The sequence below is a fragment of the Variovorax sp. genome (assembly GCF_965279555.1).
Lineage (GTDB): Bacteria > Pseudomonadota > Gammaproteobacteria > Burkholderiales > Burkholderiaceae_C > Variovorax.
Genome location: NZ_OZ257247.1, coordinates 2,611,185 through 2,629,522, shown reverse-complemented (window position 1 = coordinate 2,629,522; position 18,338 = coordinate 2,611,185). Strand labels below are relative to the sequence as shown.

Here is an 18,338-nt window from a genome sequence, read left to right as displayed (position 1 = left end):
GAAGCGCGGAGGTCTTCCGATGACGAGCGCCGCGCCGGGCCGCCCCAAGCAAGCTCGCACCGCAGCGCGAAGCGCGGAGGTCTTCCGATGATGAGCGCGCCTGCCAGGCTCTCCGAAATCTGGGTCTTCCTCGCGCAGTCGCCGCTGCTGTGGCTGTCGCTCACGCTGCTGGCTTACCTGGGCGCGCTGTGGCTGCACACGCGCAGCGGGCGCAATCCGGTGGTCAACCCGGTGCTGATATCGGTGATCGTCATCGTCTCCGTGCTGCTGCTCACGCGCACGCCCTACGACACATATTTCGAGGGCGCGAAGTTCGTGCACTTCCTGATCGGCCCGGCCACGGTGGCGCTGGCGGTGCCGCTCTACGGGCAGGTCGGCCGCCTGCGCAGGCTGTGGCTGCCAATCGGCGTGGCACTGCTGGTGGGCTCGGTCGCGGCCATTGTTTCGGCCGTCGGCATCGCATGGGTGCTGGGGGGCTCGCACGAGCTGATGATGTCGCTGGCACCCAAGTCGGCCACCATGCCGATCGCGATGGGCGTGGCCGAAAAGATAGGCGGCCTGCCGTCGCTTGCCGCGGTGGCGGCGGCCATTGCGGGCATCTCGGGCGCCATCATGGCCACCGGGCTCCTGAACCTGCTGCGCATACGCGAACCCGCGGTGCGCGGCTTCGCGGTCGGCATGGCTGCGCACGGCATCGGCACGGCGCGGGCCATCCAGGTCAACGAGACGGCGGGCGCGTTCTCCGCGCTGGCCATGGGGCTCAACGGCATAGCGACGGCGTTGCTGGTGCCGTTGATCGTCAGGCTGATGGGAGCCTGAGGCGCGTGCCGCGGTACTGGCCCAGATCCATCTCCGAGCCGCGGCCGATGGAGCTCGTCTGGCCCGCGAAGCCGTATCTGGCCAGCTATGTGTCGGCCCTGAACCGGGGCTGGGCGCGCGACGAGTCGCGGCCCGAATCGGGCGCCGAGGAGCGCGCGGCCATCGAGGCCGATGCCGCGCTGTTCCTCGAGAACCTGGTGGACCGCGAGGCCAAGGGCCCGCCGGTCACGCTGCCCGACGGCTCGCGGGTGCCGCGCCTGCCGGGCTACAAGCTCTGGATGTGGGACGGCGAGTTCTGCGGCAGCATCGACCTGCGCTGGCAGCCCGGCACCATCGCCTTGCCGGTCTACTGCCTGGGCCACATCGGCTACCACGTGGTGCCGTGGAAGCAGCGCAAGGGCTACGCGACGCGCGCGCTGCGCGCCGTGCTCACGCTGGCGGCCGGCGAGGGGCTGAGCCGCGTCGAGATCACGACCAGCCCCGACAACTTCGCGTCGCAGAAGGTGATCCTGGCCAACGGCGGCGTGCAGGCCGAGACCTTCCTCACGCTGCCGAGCCAGGGCAGCCTGACCAAGTTCCGCTACTTCATCTATCTCTGACACCCGCCGACAGGCAAGGAGCGCCACCCATGGCCCACTACACAGCCGAAGTCCTCTGGCAGCGAGGCGAGCAGGATTTCCTGGGCAACACCTACAGCCGGCGGCACACGCTGCGCTTCGACGGCGGGGTGGAGGTGCCGGCATCGTCGTCGCCGCACGTGGTGCCGCTGCCCATGTCCGACGCCTCGGCGGTCGACCCGGAGGAAATGTTCGTCGCCTCGCTGTCGAACTGCCACATGCTGTGGTTCCTCACGATGGCGGTAAAGCGCAAGTTCGTGGTCGACCGCTATTTCGATGCGGCCGTCGGCACGATGGAAAAGAACGCCGAAGGAAAGATGGCGATGACAGTGGTCACGCTGCGGCCCGAGGTGCATTTTTCGGGCGAGCACCTGCCCACGCGCGAGCAGGTCGACCAGATGCACCACCGCGCGCATGAAGAGTGCTTCATCGCGAATTCGGTCAAGACCGAGGTGCGTTGCGAGCCGGTGTACTGACCGGCTGACCGGCTTCAGCCCACCAGCGACCGGCTCTTCATTTCGAGCCGGGTGATCAGCCGCTGCAGCGCGGTTTCGGCGCCGGCCGGCAGTGCCACGAATCGGAATCCCAGCTGGTAGCGGATCGTGCCGTTCTCCAGCGTGGTGGCGCGCTGCGACACCAGCTGCATGTCGAGCGTGAGCTGGCCCAGCGTGCCTAGCGACAGTTCGCAGTCGAGCAGGCGCGTGCCCAGCGGCAATTCGGCCACGCGCTCGTCCTTGGTGCGCAGGCCGACGCCGCCGAGCGACAGGTCCTGCACCTCGAAGCTGAACGGATCGCCCTTGGGCGGCAGGCGGCCCGAGCAGGTGTACGAATCGAGGATGGGCGCATCGACGCGGAAATACTCGCGGCGCTGCATGTAGACCAGTACTTCGGGAAAGTCGGCCTCGAATGCGGGCATGCCTTCGTAGCGGACCTCGCGCGGCGTGGCGATGGAGAACTCGATGCGCACGCCTTCCGGCTGGGCCTGGAACAGGCAGCGCCGTGCTGCCAGCAGGCCCTGGTTCTGCTCGGGCTGCGAGCCCCAGTCGAAGATGAAGACACGCCTGCGCAGATCGACGTCCAGCAGCTGCGTCACAAGCTGGCCGCCCGCGTACTGAACGGTGAGGTTGTTGCTGCGATTGACGAGGTTGCGCAGCTGAACGCCGATTTCCGCCGGCGTGCGGCGTCCGAAATTGCCTGTTTCGTCGGGCGCGTTGGCCTGGCCGTTCGACTGGTCTGTATCCATGAGCTTGCCGGTGTGTATGTTCTTGCGGGCGCGTACCAAGGCTCCTGCCGGGGCTGCTGCGCGGACCTTATGGGGTCCGCGGCACGTGCGTCAAACCGGAAATCGCGACGCTTTCCGGAATCGGACCTGAGTTATTAGCGGCATCAGACGGCCAAGTTTTAGGGTCCGGCGCGAATTATCTTCTGCAAATGTGGCGGAACTGGCGTGCCGCACGGCCCAATCAGCGCCGCTGCAGCCTCGGATTCTTCGCGAACAGCTCCGCCGCCCAGTCCACGAAGGCCCGTACCTTCGCGCTCAGGTGCCGGTTGGGCGGGTAGACCACGTGGATGGGCAGCGGGTCGCGGCTCCAGTCGGGCAGCAACTCGACCAGTTCGCCGCTTTCCAGCAGCGGCTCGGCCATGAAGGTGATGCACTGCGAAATGCCGAAGCCGCCCAGCACCGCCGTGATGTGCGCGTTGCTTTCGTTCACCGACACCCGGTAGGGCCCGTTCAGCTCGATCTGCTCGTCGCCCTTCTTGAACTCGTGCGGGTACACCCGCCGCGTGGTGCCCGAGAAGTAGCTCACCACGTGGTGCCGCTTCTCGATGTCATTGGGATGCTGCGGCATGCCGTAGCGCTTGATGTACGCCGGTGACGCCACGGTGACGAAGTGCAGCGTGCCGATGCGCCGCGCCACAAGCGATTGGTCGCTGAGTTCGCCCGCGCGGATCACGCAGTCGACGTTGTCGCTGATCAGGTCGACCGTGCGGTCGCTCACGCCCAGGTCGACCTGGATGTCGGGGTAGCGGTCGCAGAAGGTGGCCAGCGCGGGCAGGATGATGAGCCGCGCCACCGAGGTGCCGATGTCGATGCGCAGCCGCCCCGTGGGGTTGGCCTGCGCATTCGTCATGCTGGCTTCCATGTCGTCGAAGTCGTTCAGCAGGCGCGCGGCCCGCTCGAAGTACGCCGCGCCGTCGGGCGTGACCGTCACGCGGCGCGTGGTGCGGTTGAGCAGCTTCACCCGCAGGCGCGATTCCAGCGCCTGGATCTGCTTGGTGACGGTGCCCTTGGGCAGCGCGAGCGAGTCGGCTGCCCGGGTGAAAGTGCCGGCCTCCACGACGCGGACAAAGATCCGCATGGCCTGGATTTGATCCATTGAATGCCTGTTCTGGGATACCCGGCCCACACCGGGGGGAGCGGATTCTCACATATGCGGGCATTCCCCATGGCGCCCGGGATTGTTGTCGGTTTGGAAACAGAGTGGGGCCATGTTTCCTGTTTAACGCTCCATGGAGCGCCTTATATTTCAACCATCGCCCATTCCCCCGAGGTCGCCCATGTCACCCGTTCCATCGTCCAGTTCCGCCGAAGCCGCAGCGCGCGCCGCGGCACAAGGCGTGGAAGCCGATCTGTCGATCGAGCTGCCCGGCCGTGAACCGGTCGGCGCGCGCGTGTACGGCCAGCGTACCAAGGGCGAGGTGGTGCCGCTGGTGCTGCATTTCCACGGCGGCACCTTCGTGTGCGGCGGCCTGGACAACGGCCGCAACGTGGCCCGGCTGCTGGCCGGCGCCGGGGCGGTGGTGGTTTCGCTGGCCTACCCGCTGGCACCCCAGTCGCCGTTCCCGGAACCGATCGAGGTGGGCTACGCCGCCCTCGAATGGCTCTACAAGCAGCGCACCAAGCTGGGCGGCAAGGGCGCGCAGGTCTACCTGGCCGGCGAGGAAGCCGGTGGCAACCTCGCGGCTGCCGTGGCACTTATTGCCCGCGACCGGGCGCATCCGCCGGTGGCGGGCCAGATCCTGCTGTCGCCCATGCTCGACCCGTGCGCCGGCACCGCCTCGCTGCGCAAGGCCACCAATGACGCGGCCGAGTGCCGCTGGGCCAGCGGCTGGGAAAAGTACCTCAGCTGCCCGTCGAACGCCACGCACCCCTATGCGGTGCCCAGCGGCTCGTTGCGGCTGTCGGCCCTGGCGCCCGCGCTGGTGCTGGTGGGGCAGGACGACGCCATGCGCGACGAGGCGCTGACCTTCGCGGGCCGCCTGCGGGCCGCCGGCATCGAGGTCACGAGCAGCGTGCTGCCCAGTGCCACCGACTGGCCGAAGGCGCTCTACGACACCGAGAACACGGGTTGCGTGGCCTGTGAGGCCACGGTGCAGCAGCACTTCCGCGAGTTCTTCAGCGCCACCACGCCAAAGGCCGTGCCTTCGGGTACGGCGCCCAACCACCCCAGTTAGTAGCCGGCCGACCCCGTCCGCCTGATCGACACGCTGCCAGCGCGGCGGCGTGCCAGGGCCTCTTTTTTTCCGAAATCCGCCTCCTGGTGCCGAAAAGCGCCGGGCTGGCCTGTTGCATCCCAAAAGTCATCGAGAAGGACGAACCATCATGTCGAACAACGAGAAAAAGCTGTCTTCCGCTGCCCGCAAGGGCCTGTGGCCCGCCGTGACCGGCCTGACCGCGCTGCTGGCAGTGGCCGCCGCGGTGGTGGGCATGTACAGCTTCAAGGCAGAAGCCAACAACACCCCCGCCGCGCCCCAGGCCACGCCGGTGTCCGTGGCGACCGTGGCTTCGAGCGAGATCAACGCCTGGGACGAGTTCTCGGGCCGGCTCGAAGCCGTCGAGCGCGTCGATGTGCGCTCTCGCGTCGCGGGGGCCGTGCAGTCGGTGCATTTCCGTGAAGGCGCGCTGGTCAAGCAGGGCGACCTGCTGGTCACCATCGACCCCGCGCCGTATGCGGCCGAGGTCGAGCGCGCCGAAGCGCAGGTGGCATCCGCCCAGGCCCGCCAGTCGTTCAGCCGCAGCGAACAGGAGCGCGCCAAGCGCCTGTGGGACGACAAGGCCATCGCCCAGCGTGAATTCGACGAGCGCGTGAACGCCGGCCGCGAAGCCGACGCCAACCTGCGCGCGGCGCAGGCCTCGCTGCAGTCGGCGCGCCTGAACCTGGGCTACACCCAGGTGCGCGCACCGGTGTCGGGCCGCATCGGCAGGATCGAGGTGACGGTGGGCAACCTGGTGGCGGCCGGTCCGGGCGCCCCGGTGCTGACCACGCTGGTGTCGGTGAGCCCGATCTACGCGAGCTTCGACGCCGACGAGCAGGTCATCACCCGCGCCCTGAAAGAACTGCCCAGCGGCTCCAGCGCCCGCGGCCAGATCGAGAGCATTCCGGTGCAGATGGGCACCGCCGGCCTCGACGGCACGCCCTTCACCGGCAAGCTGCAACTGATCGACAACCAGGTCGACGCCCGCAGCGGCACGGTGCGCGTGCGTGCCTCGTTCGACAACAAGGACGGCGCGCTCATCCCCGGCCAGTTCGCCCGCATCCGCATGGGCCAGGCGCGCAGCGACAGCGCGTTGCTGGTGAGCGAGCGCGCCATCGGCACCGACCAGAACAAGAAGTTCGTGATGGTCGTGGGTGACGACAGCAAGGCGGTCTACCGCGAGGTGACGCTGGGCGCCTCCATCAACGGCCTGCGTGTCGTGAGCAAGGGCCTGAAGGCGGGTGACCGCGTCATCGTCAACGGCCTGCAGCACATCCGCCCGGGTGCGCTGGTGGCGCCGCAGCAAGTGACCATGGACGCGAAGGCCGACCCCAAGCAACAACAACCGGAACGCGTGGCCGAGGCCGCGAAGTCCTGATTTCGGAGGGGGGCGCAGCCGCGCCCGCCGGAGAACCAACATGAATCTCTCAAAATTCTTCATCGACCGGCCGATCTTTGCCGGCGTGCTGTCGCTATTGATGCTGATAGCCGGCCTGATCGCGCTGCGCGGGCTGCCGATTTCGGAGTACCCGGAAGTCGCTCCGCCTTCGGTGGTGGTGCGCGCCCAGTACCCCGGCGCCAACCCGAAGGTGATCGCCGAGACCGTTGCCACCCCGCTCGAAGAGCAGATCAACGGCGTCGAAGGCATGCTCTACATGGGCAGCCAGGCGACCACCGACGGCGTGCTGACGCTCACCGTCACCTTCCGCCTGGGCACCGATCCCGACAAGGCGCAGCAGCTCGTGCAGAACCGCGTCTCGCAAGCCGAGCCGCGCCTGCCCGAGGAAGTGCGCCGGCTCGGCATCACGACCGTCAAGAGCGCGCCTGACCTGACGATGGTGGTCCACCTCGTCTCGCCGAACAACCGCTACGACATCAACTACCTGCGCAACTACGCGGTGCTGAACGTGAAAGACCCGCTGGCGCGCATCGAAGGCGTGGGCCAGGTCCAGATCTTCGGCGGCGGCGACTACTCGATGCGCGTGTGGCTCGACCCGCAGAAGGTCGCGCAGCGCGGCCTCTCGGCCAGCGACGTGGTGGCCGCCATCCGCGGCCAGAACGTGCAGGCCGCGGCCGGCGTGGTCGGCGCTTCGCCGGGCCTGTCGGGCGTGGACATGCAGCTCTCCATCAATGCGCAAGGGCGCCTGCAGAGCGAGGAAGAGTTCGGCGACATCATCGTCAAGAGCGGCACCGACGGCGCCGTGACCCGCCTGCGCGACATCGGCCGCCTCGAAATGGGCGCCGCCGACTACTCGCTGCGTTCGCTGCTGAACAACGACCCGGCCGTCGGCATGGGCGTGTTCCAGGCACCGGGCTCCAACGCGCTCGACATTTCGGCCAACGTCCGCAAGACGATGGAAGAGCTCAACAAGAACATGCCCGAGGGCCTGGAATACCGCATCGCCTATGACCCCACGCAGTTCGTGCGCGCGTCCATCGAATCGGTGATCCACACGCTGCTCGAAGCCATCATGCTGGTGGTGCTGGTCGTGATCCTGTTCCTGCAGACGTGGCGCGCTTCCATCATTCCGCTGCTGGCCGTGCCGGTGTCGGTGATCGGTACCTTCGCGGTGCTGCATGTGCTGGGTTTCTCGATCAACGCGCTGAGCCTGTTCGGGCTGGTGCTGGCCATCGGCATCGTGGTGGACGACGCCATCGTGGTGGTGGAGAACGTCGAACGCAACATCGAGGCGGGGCTCACGCCGCGCGAGGCCACGTACCGCGCGATGCGCGAAGTGTCGGGTCCCATCATCGCCATCGCGCTGGTGCTGGTGGCCGTGTTCGTGCCGCTGGCTTTCATCAGCGGCCTCACGGGCCAGTTCTACCGCCAGTTCGCGGTGACGATTGCGATCTCGACGGTGATCTCCGCGATCAACTCGCTCACGCTGTCGCCCGCGCTCGCCGCCTTGCTGCTGCGCGGCCACGACCAGCCCAAGGACGCGCTGACGCGCGGCATGGACCGTGCCTTCGGCTGGCTGTTCCGCGGCTTCAACAGGCTGTTCCATCGCGGCTCCGAGGCCTACAGCGGCGGCGTGAAGAACGTCATCTCGCGCAAGGCGCTGATGCTGGCGATCTACGTTGCGCTCATCGCCGTGACCTTCGGTCTCTTCAAGGCTGTGCCCGGCGGCTTCGTGCCTGCGCAGGACAAGCAATACCTGATCGGTTTTGCCCAGTTGCCCGACGGCGCCACGCTGGACCGCACCGACGAGGTGATCCAGCGCATGGGCGAGATCATGAAGAAGAACCCGAACGTGGAAGACGCCATCGCCTTCCCGGGCCTGTCGATCAACGGCTTCACCAACAGCTCGAACTCGGGCATCGTGTTCGCCACGCTCAAGCCCTTCGACCAGCGCAAGCGCCCCGACCAGAGCGGCGGCGCGGTGGCCGGCCAGCTCAACGGCGCCTTCGCCGGCATCCAGGACGCATTCATCGTGATGTTCCCGCCGCCGCCGGTGGCGGGTCTGGGCACCACGGGCGGCTTCAAGCTGCAGCTGGAAGACCGCGCCTCGGTGGGCTACGACCAGATGGATGCGGCAGTGAAAGCCTTCATGGCCAAGGCACAGCAGGCGCCCGAGCTGGCCGGCATGTTCACGAGCTGGCAGGTCAACGTGCCGCAGCTGTATGCCGACATCGACCGCACCAAGGCCCGCCAGCTCGGCGTGCCGGTGACGGACATCTTCGACACCATGCAGATCTACCTCGGCAGCCTGTATGCGAACGACTTCAACAAGTTCGGCCGCACGTACAGCGTGCGCGTCCAGGCCGATGCGCCTTACCGCGCCCGTGCCGAAGACGTGGGCCTGCTGAAGGTGCGCTCGACCTCGGGCGAGATGGTGCCGCTGTCGGCGCTGATGAAGGTCAACTCGACCTTCGGCCCGGAACGCGCCATGCGCTACAACGGCTACCTGGCCGCCGACATCAACGGCGGCCCGGCACCGGGCTACTCGTCGGGCCAGGCGCAGGACGTGATCACCAAGATCGCGGCCGAGACGCTGCCCAAGGGCGTGAGCTTCGAGTGGACCGAGCTGACCTACCAGGAAATTCTGGCCGGCAACTCCGCCTTCCTGGTGTTCCCGCTGGCCATCCTGCTGGTGTTCCTGGTGCTGGCCGCGCAGTACGAAAGCCTGACGCTGCCGATCGCGATCATCCTGATCGTGCCCATGGGCATCCTGGCCGCGATGACGGGCGTGTGGATCTCGGGGGGTGACAACAACGTCTTCACCCAGATCGGGCTGATAGTGCTGGTGGGGCTGAGTGCGAAGAACGCGATTCTGATCGTGGAGTTCGCCCGGGAGCTGGAGTTTGCCGGCCGCACACCCGTGCAGGCCGCCATCGAAGCCAGCCGCCTGCGGCTGCGCCCGATTCTCATGACCTCGCTGGCCTTCGTGATGGGCGTGCTGCCTCTCGTGCTGTCGACCGGCGCGGGCTCGGAGATGCGCAAGGCCATGGGCGTGGCGGTGTTCGCCGGAATGATCGGCGTGACGGCCTTCGGCCTGTTCCTGACGCCGGTGTTCTACGTGCTGCTGCGCCGCCTTGCGGGCAACCGGCCGCTGAAGCTGCATGGACAGGTGCCGCATGGCGAAGACTTCGTGTCGGCCGACCATCCGGCTGCACCGGCCCCTTCGTCGTCGCACGGTGGCTCGGGCGGCGGTGGCCTGCACCCGGTGCCTGCGTCGCCGCGTCCTTCGCATGACGACTGATCAAGAAAGTTCATCATGAATATCCAAGCAAAGACTTTGGTGAAGCCCCTTCGCGCCGCCTTGCTGCCGCTGCTGGCCGCCCTGGTGCTGGCCGGCTGCGCCACCGTGCCTTCGGGCCTGCCCGAAATCACGACCACCGCCCAGTTCAAGGAACAGGGCAAGGAACAGGGCAAGGACCAGGGCGCCACGCCGCCCGCCGGCTTCATGCGCGCCGTGCCCTCAGAGGCACAGTCGCGCGGCGCCTGGTGGCTGGTGTTCAACGACCCGACGCTCAACGCGCTGGTCGAGAAGGCCGACATCCACAACAACGACATCCAGGCCGCCGCCGCGCGGCTGGCCGAGGCCCGCGCGCTGGCGCGCACCGCCGACGCCGACCGCCTGCCGCAGATCGGCCTGGGCGCCGGCGCCAACCGTGGTGCGGGGCTGGACAAGGCCACGGCCAGCACCCGGCCGGCCACGATGACGAACGTGGGCGCCACGTTCTCGTACGAGGTCGACCTGTTCGGCCGCCTCTCGGGCGCCAGCAACGCGGCCCGGCTCGACGCCGCCGGCCGCGAGGCGCTGCTGCAGAGCACCCGGCTCGCGATACAGGCGCAGACCGCGCAGACCTACCTGCAGCTTCGCGCGCTCGATGCCGAACGCGCCCTGGTGCGCGAGCAGGTCGAGGCCTACCGCGACACGCTGCGCCTGTCGCAGCGCCGCGAGCAGGCCGGCGACATCGCCGAGCTCGACGTGGCGCGGGTGCAGACCGAGGTGTCGTCCACCGAGTCCGACGCGCTCGCGCTCGACCGGCAGCGCGCCCAGGTCGAGCATGCGCTGGCGGTGCTGGTAGGCGATTCGGCTTCCAGCTTCGGGCTGCGCACCGACGAGTGGTCGACGGTGCTGCCGAACATTCCGCCGGGCGTGCCCGCCACCGTGCTGATGCGCCGGCCCGACGTGTCGGCCGCGCAGAGCGCGGTGCTGGCCGCACAGGCCCGCGTGGGCGTGGCGCAGGCCGCGTGGTTCCCCGACATCTCGCTGACCGGCGCCGCCGGCTATGCGTCACCCGAGATCGGCGACCTCTTCAAGTGGTCGGCCCGCTCGTGGGGCGTCGGCGCGCTGCTTTCGCTGCCCATCTTCGACGGCGGCCGCCGCGAGGCCGGCGTGCAGGGCGCCAATGCACAGCTCGACGGCGCGCTGGCCAGCTACCGCACGCAGGCGCTGGTGGCGTTCCAGGAGGTCGAAGACCAGCTGGCCGCCATCCGCATCCTGCAGGAGCAATCGGTGGTGCAGGCGCAGGCCGTGACCTCGGCCCAGCGCGCCACGAGCCTGTCGGACACGCGCTATCGCAACGGCTACATCAGCCAGCTCGACCTGCTGGACGCGCGCCGCAGCGAACTGCGCAACCGCCGGCAGGCGCTGCAGGTGAAGTCGGCGCAGTACCAGGCGGCCGTTGGGCTGATCCGCGCGATTGGCGGCGGCTGGGACGTGCCGGCGCCCGTGGCGGCAGCAGCGTCCGCGGCCGGGCAGGCCGTGGCCGCGCGCTGAGCGGCCGGAGCGACCGCAAGATTTGGAAAGAGTGAAAGCCTGAACGCTGCAAAGCGGTCTTTGCGCCGCCGTGGGCAGGCCCTAGTCGGTATCGCCGGCTGTGCCTGCGGCGGCGCTTATTTTTTGCAGCTCCAGCACGCCCATGGCCATCGCATTGGAATAAGTGGCCTGCGGCTTGGCGGCCGTGCGGTAGACCCGGTAGTCGAGGGTCTCGGAGGCGTCGCCGCCGTGATGGGCTTCGAGAAGGGTCCAGAAAAACTGGCCCGGCTCGTGTTCCTCGACGGCTAGCGCCAAATCGTTCAAAACTGGCATGGTCCCTGGTTGCTGTGCGTTGTGTAAGCCGTATCTACGCATCAGAGCCACTTTTGGATTCACGCGCTGCATTTGAACTGCTCGAGGTGTGAAAGATGTCGCATTTCGTCGATCTGCCTGGACGGTTTTGGCGCTCAACGACAATCCGCCGATGAGTTCAACGGCGAAAAACAGGCCGGCGCGGTGCGTCATGGTCCTTGGCACCACCAGCGGGGCCGGCAAGAGCTGGCTAGCCACGGCGCTGTGCCGCTGGTATGCGCGGCGCGGCCTGAAGGTGGCGCCGTTCAAGGCGCAGAACATGAGCAACAACGCCCGCGTGGTGGGCGGCGGAGAGATCGGCAGCGCCCAGTATTTCCAGGCCCTGGCCGCCAACGCCGTGCCCGACGTGCGCATGAACCCGCTGCTGCTCAAACCCGAGCGCGACACCCATAGCCAGGTGGTGCTGATGGGGCAGGTGAGCGAAGAGCTGTCGGCCCTGCCGTGGCGCGGCCGCAGCGAGCGCGTCTGGCCGCAGATCGCCCAGGCGCTCGACGAACTGCGCGCCGGGAACGACGTGGTTGTGATCGAAGGCGCCGGCTCGCCGGCCGAGATCAACCTGATGGCCAGCGACATCGTCAACATGCGCATCGCCCGCCACGCCCAGGCCCGCTGCCTGCTGGCGACCGACATCGACCGCGGCGGCGCTTTCGCGCACCTGTACGGCACCTGGGCGCTGTTGCCCGAGGCCGACCGGGCGCTGCTGCAAGGCTTCGTGCTCAACAAGTTCCGGGGCGACGCCGCGCTGCTGGCACCGGCGCCGCAGCAGTTGCAGGAACTGACCGGCGTGCCCACCGTGGCCACGCTGCCCATGTGGTGGCAGCACGGCCTGCCCGAGGAAGACGGTGTGTTCGACGACCGCAGCCGCGCGAGCGGCACCGTCACCCGCACGGTGGCGGTGGTGGCGTATCCGCGCATCAGCAACCTCGACGAATTCCAGGCGCTGAAGAACGTGCCGGGCGTGCGCCTGGTCTGGGCCCGCACGCCGGCCGACGTGGCGGGCGCCGACTGGATCGTGCTGCCCGGCTCCAAGCACACCAGCGGCGACCTGGCCTGGCTGCGCGCGCAGGGGCTCGACGGCGCCGTGGCCGCGCATGCCGAGCGCGGCGGCGCGGTGCTGGGCATCTGCGGCGGCCTGCAGATGCTGGGCGAGGCGCTGGTCGATCCGCACGGCATCGACGGCAACGCGCCGGGGCTGGGCCTGCTGCCGCTGGTGACGGTGTTCGCGCGCGAGAAGACGGTGCGCCACCGCGCGGCCACCTTCGGCGAACTGGGTGGCGCCTGGGCCGCGCTGTCCGGCGTGCCGGTGGCCGGCTATGAAATCCACCACGGCCAGACAGCCGCCCATCCGCAACTGGCACACGACGGCAAGCCGGTAATGCCCGACGGGCTGGCCTGGCAGAACGCGCGCGGCAATGTGCTGGGCATTTACCTCCATGGCCTGTTCGAAGACCCCGGCGCGCTTCATGCGTTGTTCGGCGCCTCGGCGCCCACGCTGGACGCCACCTTCGACGGCCTGGCCGATTTCATCGACACCCACTTCGACGCCGGCGTGCTGGCCGGACTGATTGCATGAACAACGACAACAACCTGATTCCCGCTATTCCCACTATTCCCGACCTCGCCGACACCGCGCTGACGGCGCGCCTGCAGAGCGCTCTCGACAACAAGACCAAGCCGCTCGGCGCGCTCGGCCGGCTGGAGGCGCTGGCCTTGCGCATCGGCCTGATCCTGGGCACCGAGCTGCCGCGGCTCGAGGCGCCGCAGATGCTGGTTTGCGCGGGCGACCACGGGCTGGCGGCGCGCGGCGTTTCGGCCTATCCGGGCGACGTGACCTGGCAGATGGTCGAGAACTTCCTGGCCGGCGGCGCCGCGGTGAGCGTTCTGGCGCGCCAGCACGGTCTGGCGCTGACGGTGGTCGACTGCGGCGTGCGGCGCGACTTCCAGCCCCGGCCCGGCCTGGTCTCGCGCCGGATCGCCCCGGGCACGGCCGATGCCTCGGTCGGCCCGGCCATGACCGCCGAGCAATGCGCCCAGGCCATCGCCAACGGGCGCGAGGTGGTGCGGGCGCTGCCTGGCAATGCCTTGCTGCTCGGCGAGATGGGTATCGGCAACAGCTCGTCGGCCGCGCTGCTGCTGTCGCGGCTGGGCGGCCTGCGCATCGACGACTGCACCGGCATCGGCACCGGGCTCGATGGGGCGGGGCTGGCGCGCAAGCGCGAGGTGCTGCGCCAGGTGCTCTCGCTGCACGCGAACGCGACGGCACCGCTGGACGCGCTGGCGGCCTTCGGCGGCTTCGAGGTGGCCACGCTGGTCGGCGCGGTGCTGCAGGCGGCCGAGGAGCGCCGCGTGATCGTGGTCGACGGGTTCATCGCCAGCTCGGCCGTGCTGGTGGCGCAGGCCCTGCAGCCTTGCGTGGGGCAGCGCTGCGTGGCGGCGCATTGCTCGGCCGAGCCGGGCCACGTGCTGCTGCTGGAGCAACTGGGCCTGGAGCCGCTGCTGAACCTCGACATGCGGCTGGGCGAAGGCTCCGGCGGGGCGCTGGCGTGGCCGCTGCTCGAATCGGCCTGCCGCATCCTGCGTGAAATGGCGAGCTTCGAGGCGGCGGGCGTGTCGCGCAAGGACGCATGAGCGGTATCAGGCACTTCCTGCTGGCGCTGCAGTTCTTCACGCGGGTGCCGGTGACGGGCCCGCTCGCGGACTGGGTCGGCTTCAGTCCGCAGATGCTGCGCGCCAGCGCCGCGCACCTGCCGGGCATCGGCTGGCTGGTGGGTGGGGTGGCGGCGCTGGTCTTCACTGGCGTAGGCATGGGGCTGCCCGGCGTGGCGGGCGCGCTGGCGGCGGCGGTGCTGAGCACCGTGGCCACTGTGATGCTGACCGGCGCGTTTCATGAAGACGGACTGGCCGACGTGGCAGACGGCCTTGGCGGCTCGGCCGGGCGCGAACGGGCGCTGGAAATCATGAAGGACTCGCGCATCGGCGCTTTCGGCGCGGTGGCGCTGGTGCTGGCGCTGGGCCTGAAGTTCGCGCTGCTCGCCACACTGGCGGCGCGGGGGCTGCAGTCGGTGGCCATCGCCATCGTCGGCGCGCATGTGCTGTCGCGGCTGATGCCGCTGTTCCTGATCCGCTGGCTGCCCTACGTGGGCGACAGCGGCGCGAGCAAGGCCAAGCCGCTGGCGGACGCCATCAGCGGCGGCGCGCTGCTCATCGCCGCGCTGTGGACGGTGCCCGCGGTGGGTTTGCTGCTGCTGGCGCACGACCCGGTGCACGTCGGGGCGGCGGTGCTCATGGCGCTGCTGGCCGCGAGCTGGATGGCGCGGCTCTTCATGCGGCGGCTGCAGGGCTTCACGGGCGACGGCCTGGGCGCGACCCAGCAGGTCTGCGAACTCGCGATTTACCTGGCGCTGGCCTGGCACGCATGAGCACGCTCTGGCTCCAGCGCCATGCCCCGGTGGTGGCCGAACCGGGCCTTTGCTACGGCGCCACGGACCTCGACGCCCATGCCGACGCCACGCTGGACGCCGCCCGGCGCATCGCGCCGTTGCTGCCGGCCGGCACGCTGCTGTGCAGTTCGCCTTTGCGGCGCTGCGTTGCGCTGGCCGACGCCATCGCCGCGCTGCGGTCCGACCTGCCGGTGCGGCGCGACGCACGGCTGGCCGAGATGGATTTCGGTGCCTGGGAAGGCCGGCCGTGGGCTGCCATTCCGCGCGGAGACTTCGACGCCTGGACCGCCGATTTCGCGGACCTGCGCGTGGGCACCCACGGCGAGAGCGTGCGCGCCTTCATGTCGCGCATTGCCGCCGCGCACGACGAATGGCTGGCGCGGGGGCGCGACACGCTCTGGGTCACGCATTCCGGCGTGCTGCGCGCGGTGACGCTGCTGCGGCGCGGCATCCGTTGCCCCGCCGTCGCGGGCGACTGGCCCGGCGGCAAAATGCCGTTCGGCGGCTGGCTGACCTTCGAGCATCCGCCCACCGCCTGACGGAGATGGCGGCTACCTCCCGCCGTCGTCGCGCTCCAGCTCCTGCCGCATGCGCTGCGCGACGGCGCTGCGCCCGTGGGCGTCCAGCTTCATGTAGATGTTCTTCAGGTGCCACTTGACCGTGTCCAGCGACAGGCCGAGCGTGAGCGCGATCTTCTTGTTCGGCAGCGACTGCAGCAGCAGCTCGGCGATCTCGGCTTCACGCAGCGTGAGCTGGCTGCTCGCGCGGCGGTCGTCCCGCAAGCGCGGCACCGGCACAGGCTCGGCGCGTGCGTCGCGCTGCGATTGCGCCAGCGCCTCGATGCGCTCGATTAAGAACGACAGCACCGGATCGAGGTTGGGAATCGTGGCCGCCGTGCGGATCAGCTCCAGGGCGTTGTCGTGCGCGCCGAGCAGGGTGGCCAGCAGCCCCAGCCGGTGGCCCAGGCGCAGGGCCGCGCACACGCGCGCCCTCGACGCCTCGGCGCGCCCGAGCCTGCGCTCGACCTCGGCCGCCTGGAGCTGGAGGGCGGCGACGAAGCCGACCTGCCCGCGTTGCCCGTAGCGGTGCGAGAGGGTTTCGATCTTCGCCAGCGTGGGCAGCAGTTCGCCGTCGTGCATCGCCAGCCAGATGCGCGCCTGCTCCACGATGTCGGCGATGCGCCGGAGGGTGCCGGGCTCGACGCCCGGGTGCCGGCTCTGCAGCACTTCCAGTTCCTGCAACGACGTGCGTGCCGCTTCGGCATGGTTGTTCGCCAGCTGGCCCCTGAGCTGCTCCAGCAGCACGCAGGCCAGCGCGCGGTCCATGCCGAAGCGCCCCAGGAAGCTTGCGGCCTGCGCCAGATGCTCCAGCGCCTCGCGCCGGCGGCCCGCGGCCTGCAGCGCGCGGTTCGACACGAGGATCATGCGCAAGGCGGTGTCGGGAATCAGGCCGTCGTGCGTGCCGAGCTGTTCCTGGATGAAGCGCGCGGCCACCAGCGGACCGTGCTGCTCGTAGAGCACCTCGACCAGCAACTGGGCGGTCAGCCGCTCGGCCTCGGCGCAGCGCGCGCCGCGCTCCTGTGCTTCGCTCAGCACCTGGCGGTAGATGCGCTCCGCGCGGTGCATCTGTCCCTCGACGGCATACGACAGGCCGACGAGGCAGCGCCCCACCAGCGACCCGAACAGGGTGCCGACCATCGGTTCGCCGTCGACCCGCGGCGTCGGCTCGTCGCGCTGGATGCGCCGTGCCTGCTCGAACTCGCCGCGGTGCAGGTAGAGCCAGGTCAGCACGTTGCGCCGGCCGGCCAGCGCGAAGTCGTCGGCTCCCGGCGGCGGGGCCAGCAGTTCGGGCAGCAGCCGCGAGAGCGCGTCGTTGTCGTCGTTGCGGATGGCGAGCAGGCAGTTCAGCAGCGCCAGCCGGTAGCGCATGGCCGGCGCGACCGCGCCGGCCTTCCCGCGCAGCCGCTCGATGCTGAGGGCGCAGTCGTCGAGGCGGTAGTCGGCCAGTTCGACCCAGGCCATCCAGAGAGCGAGATTGGTGTTGTCTCCGACGGTGTGGGCGTCGAGCTGGCGCACCAGCGCTATCACCTCGTTCATCCGGCCCTGGGTGAACAGTGCGGCCGCGCCGCGCTCGGCCAGCCGGGCGGCCGTCTCATGCTGGCCGGCGGCCAGCGCATGCCGCACGGCCTGGTGGTGCATGCCGCGCACCGCGAACACCTGGCAGGCCGCGGCATGCACCCGCAGGCGCTCGGCGTCGGGCCAGGCCGCGAAGCGCGTCAGCAGCACGCTGCGCAGCAGCGGGTGCATGTGCCACCAGCGTTCGCGCGGCGGTGCGGCGTCTTCCACCGGTTCGGTCGTTTCCGGCGCCGCGGACAGCAGGCCTTCGCGCGCCAGCGGTTCCAGCAGTTCCGAGCACAGGGCGGGGGTGTAGCCGGTGCCCGCCAGGTCGGCGCACAGCGGCGCATTGAATCGGGTGGCGGCGGCGCAGCAGGTGAGCAGGCGCAGTTGCGTCGCCGAAACGCGGGAGAAGACGTGCGCGTGAAAGTACGCGGCAAAGGGTTCGGGGTCGGGCACGCCGTGAACCAGGGGCGACGACTGCACGCCGCGCCGCCGGCGCACTTCGGCGCTGGCCAGCCGCACCAGGGCCGGCCACCCCTCGGTGAGCCGGTGGATCGCCGCGGCGGCGCGCTCGTCCAGGTCGGGCAGGCGCATGCCGAGGTAGTCGATCGACTCCGGCAGGCTGAAGCGCAGGTCGTCGTTGCGCAGCTCCAGCACCGTCTTGGAGGCCGGGGCGTGCGCCAGCGTCATCGGCAGGTCGTCCTGGCTCGCGAATACGCACAGCAGGTTGGGCGGCGCGTATTCCACGAGCAGTTGCAGCGCGTGCAGCACGTTCTCGCTTTGGGCGCAGTGCACGTCGTCCACGATCAGCACCACCTTGCGGCCATGCGCGGCGATGCCCCGCACCAGCGCGATGACCAGCCGCTCGATGGCATAGGCATCGGGGCGGGCGTGCGCCACCGCCTGCCTGGTGATGGCGGCATCGATGGCGCCCAGAGCCGCCATCAGGGCGGTCATGAAATGCAGGTCGCCTTCTGGAACGTCGGCGAGCCTGACCCAGGCGATGTCGGTTTCCGCCGAGACCAGCTCGCGCTGCCATGTGAGCAGCAGCGAACTCTTGCCGAAGCCGGCGGGCGCCCGAAGCACGACACAGCGGCGCGTGCCCGGCCCGGCGAGCCGGTCGAGCAGCCTCTGGCGGACCAGCAGCCGGCGGCTGCGGCTGCGGGCGCGCAGTGCCGTCGCGCCGGGGGAGAGTTCGGATTGCATCCTGGTGAATTTTCATTCATCCCGCGCCCGCTGAAACACATGTATCCGGGTTTGCCCATCCCACCCTTCAGGGGTGGGGTGGCG

General features: G+C 69.5%; 15 protein-coding genes. 11 read left to right on the top strand and 4 right to left on the bottom strand.

Translation table 11 applies throughout. The features are described 5' to 3' along the window. Positions 1-90: 90 nt before the first annotated feature. From ACQY8B_RS12580 to ACQY8B_RS12570, 3 genes are read left to right on the top strand one after another with little or no spacing between them, the layout of a single operon-like run. Entirely contained in the window at positions 91-819 is a 729-nt protein-coding gene (locus tag ACQY8B_RS12580; RefSeq protein WP_422089191.1) for an LrgB family protein, read from the top strand. 47 nt (positions 820-866) lie between these two features. Continuing rightward, complete coding sequence (locus ACQY8B_RS12575) at positions 867-1,418, top strand: GNAT family N-acetyltransferase (protein ID WP_422087003.1); 552 nt, start codon at positions 867-869, stop codon at positions 1,416-1,418. Between the two features lie 29 nt (positions 1,419-1,447). Beyond that, the gene (locus ACQY8B_RS12570) at positions 1,448-1,912 is read left to right on the top strand and encodes an OsmC family protein (RefSeq protein WP_422087002.1); all 465 of its coding nucleotides are present in this window, start codon (positions 1,448-1,450) and stop codon (positions 1,910-1,912) included. A 14-nt stretch (positions 1,913-1,926) separates the two neighbouring features. On the opposite strand, the gene ACQY8B_RS12565 is transcribed toward ACQY8B_RS12570, so the two are convergent. Next, positions 1,927-2,679, bottom strand: coding sequence for a flagellar brake protein (locus ACQY8B_RS12565; protein WP_422087001.1), 753 nt, complete (start codon positions 2,677-2,679; stop codon positions 1,927-1,929). Between the two features lie 220 nt (positions 2,680-2,899). Beyond that, complete coding sequence (locus ACQY8B_RS12560; protein ID WP_422087000.1) at positions 2,900-3,814, bottom strand: LysR family transcriptional regulator; 915 nt, start codon at positions 3,812-3,814, stop codon at positions 2,900-2,902. 181 nt (positions 3,815-3,995) lie between these two features. On the opposite strand from ACQY8B_RS12560, the gene ACQY8B_RS12555 reads away from it, so the two are divergent. From ACQY8B_RS12555 to ACQY8B_RS12540, 4 genes are all read left to right on the top strand, one after another. Beyond that, the gene (locus ACQY8B_RS12555; protein ID WP_422086999.1) at positions 3,996-4,892 is read left to right on the top strand and encodes an alpha/beta hydrolase; all 897 of its coding nucleotides are present in this window, start codon (positions 3,996-3,998) and stop codon (positions 4,890-4,892) included. Between the two features lie 148 nt (positions 4,893-5,040). Beyond that, on the top strand, positions 5,041-6,291 hold the full coding sequence (locus tag ACQY8B_RS12550; RefSeq protein WP_422086998.1) for an efflux RND transporter periplasmic adaptor subunit: 1,251 nt from the start codon (positions 5,041-5,043) through the stop codon (positions 6,289-6,291). A 40-nt stretch (positions 6,292-6,331) separates the two neighbouring features. Continuing rightward, positions 6,332-9,613, top strand: coding sequence for an efflux RND transporter permease subunit (locus tag ACQY8B_RS12545; protein WP_422086997.1), 3,282 nt, complete (start codon positions 6,332-6,334; stop codon positions 9,611-9,613). A gap of 15 nt (positions 9,614-9,628) precedes the next feature. After that, positions 9,629-11,140, top strand: a complete 1,512-nt coding sequence (locus ACQY8B_RS12540; protein WP_422086996.1) for an efflux transporter outer membrane subunit — start codon at positions 9,629-9,631, stop codon at positions 11,138-11,140. A gap of 81 nt (positions 11,141-11,221) precedes the next feature. Here the strand turns inward: ACQY8B_RS12540 and ACQY8B_RS12535 are convergent, their stop codons facing one another. Continuing rightward, positions 11,222-11,644: a hypothetical protein gene (locus ACQY8B_RS12535; RefSeq protein WP_422086995.1), complete on the bottom strand. Its 423-nt coding sequence runs from the start codon at positions 11,642-11,644 to the stop codon at positions 11,222-11,224. Here ACQY8B_RS12535 and ACQY8B_RS12530 point away from each other — a divergent pair. Genes ACQY8B_RS12530 through ACQY8B_RS12515 form a run of 4 tightly spaced genes read left to right on the top strand, consistent with a single transcriptional unit; the run spans position 11,604 to position 15,470 of the window. Beyond that, entirely contained in the window at positions 11,604-13,064 is a 1,461-nt protein-coding gene (locus tag ACQY8B_RS12530) for a cobyric acid synthase (RefSeq protein WP_422086994.1), read from the top strand. The two genes, ACQY8B_RS12535 and ACQY8B_RS12530, sit on opposite strands and share 41 nt — an antisense overlap. Then, positions 13,061-14,119: a nicotinate-nucleotide--dimethylbenzimidazole phosphoribosyltransferase gene (cobT, locus tag ACQY8B_RS12525; RefSeq protein WP_422086993.1), complete on the top strand. Its 1,059-nt coding sequence runs from the start codon at positions 13,061-13,063 to the stop codon at positions 14,117-14,119. The genes ACQY8B_RS12530 and cobT overlap by 4 nt, the downstream gene beginning before the upstream one ends. Beyond that, entirely contained in the window at positions 14,116-14,910 is a 795-nt protein-coding gene (locus tag ACQY8B_RS12520) for an adenosylcobinamide-GDP ribazoletransferase (RefSeq protein ID WP_422086992.1), read from the top strand. The genes cobT and ACQY8B_RS12520 overlap by 4 nt, the downstream gene beginning before the upstream one ends. Continuing rightward, positions 14,907-15,470: a histidine phosphatase family protein gene (locus ACQY8B_RS12515; RefSeq protein WP_422086991.1), complete on the top strand. Its 564-nt coding sequence runs from the start codon at positions 14,907-14,909 to the stop codon at positions 15,468-15,470. Before ACQY8B_RS12520 ends, ACQY8B_RS12515 begins: the two co-directional genes overlap by 4 nt. A gap of 12 nt (positions 15,471-15,482) precedes the next feature. Here the strand turns inward: ACQY8B_RS12515 and ACQY8B_RS12510 are convergent, their stop codons facing one another. Beyond that, positions 15,483-18,254 carry a LuxR C-terminal-related transcriptional regulator gene (locus ACQY8B_RS12510; RefSeq protein ID WP_422086990.1) on the bottom strand — a complete coding sequence of 924 codons (2,772 nt, stop codon included), beginning with the start codon at positions 18,252-18,254 and terminating at the stop codon, positions 15,483-15,485. Positions 18,255-18,338 lie beyond the last annotated feature (84 nt).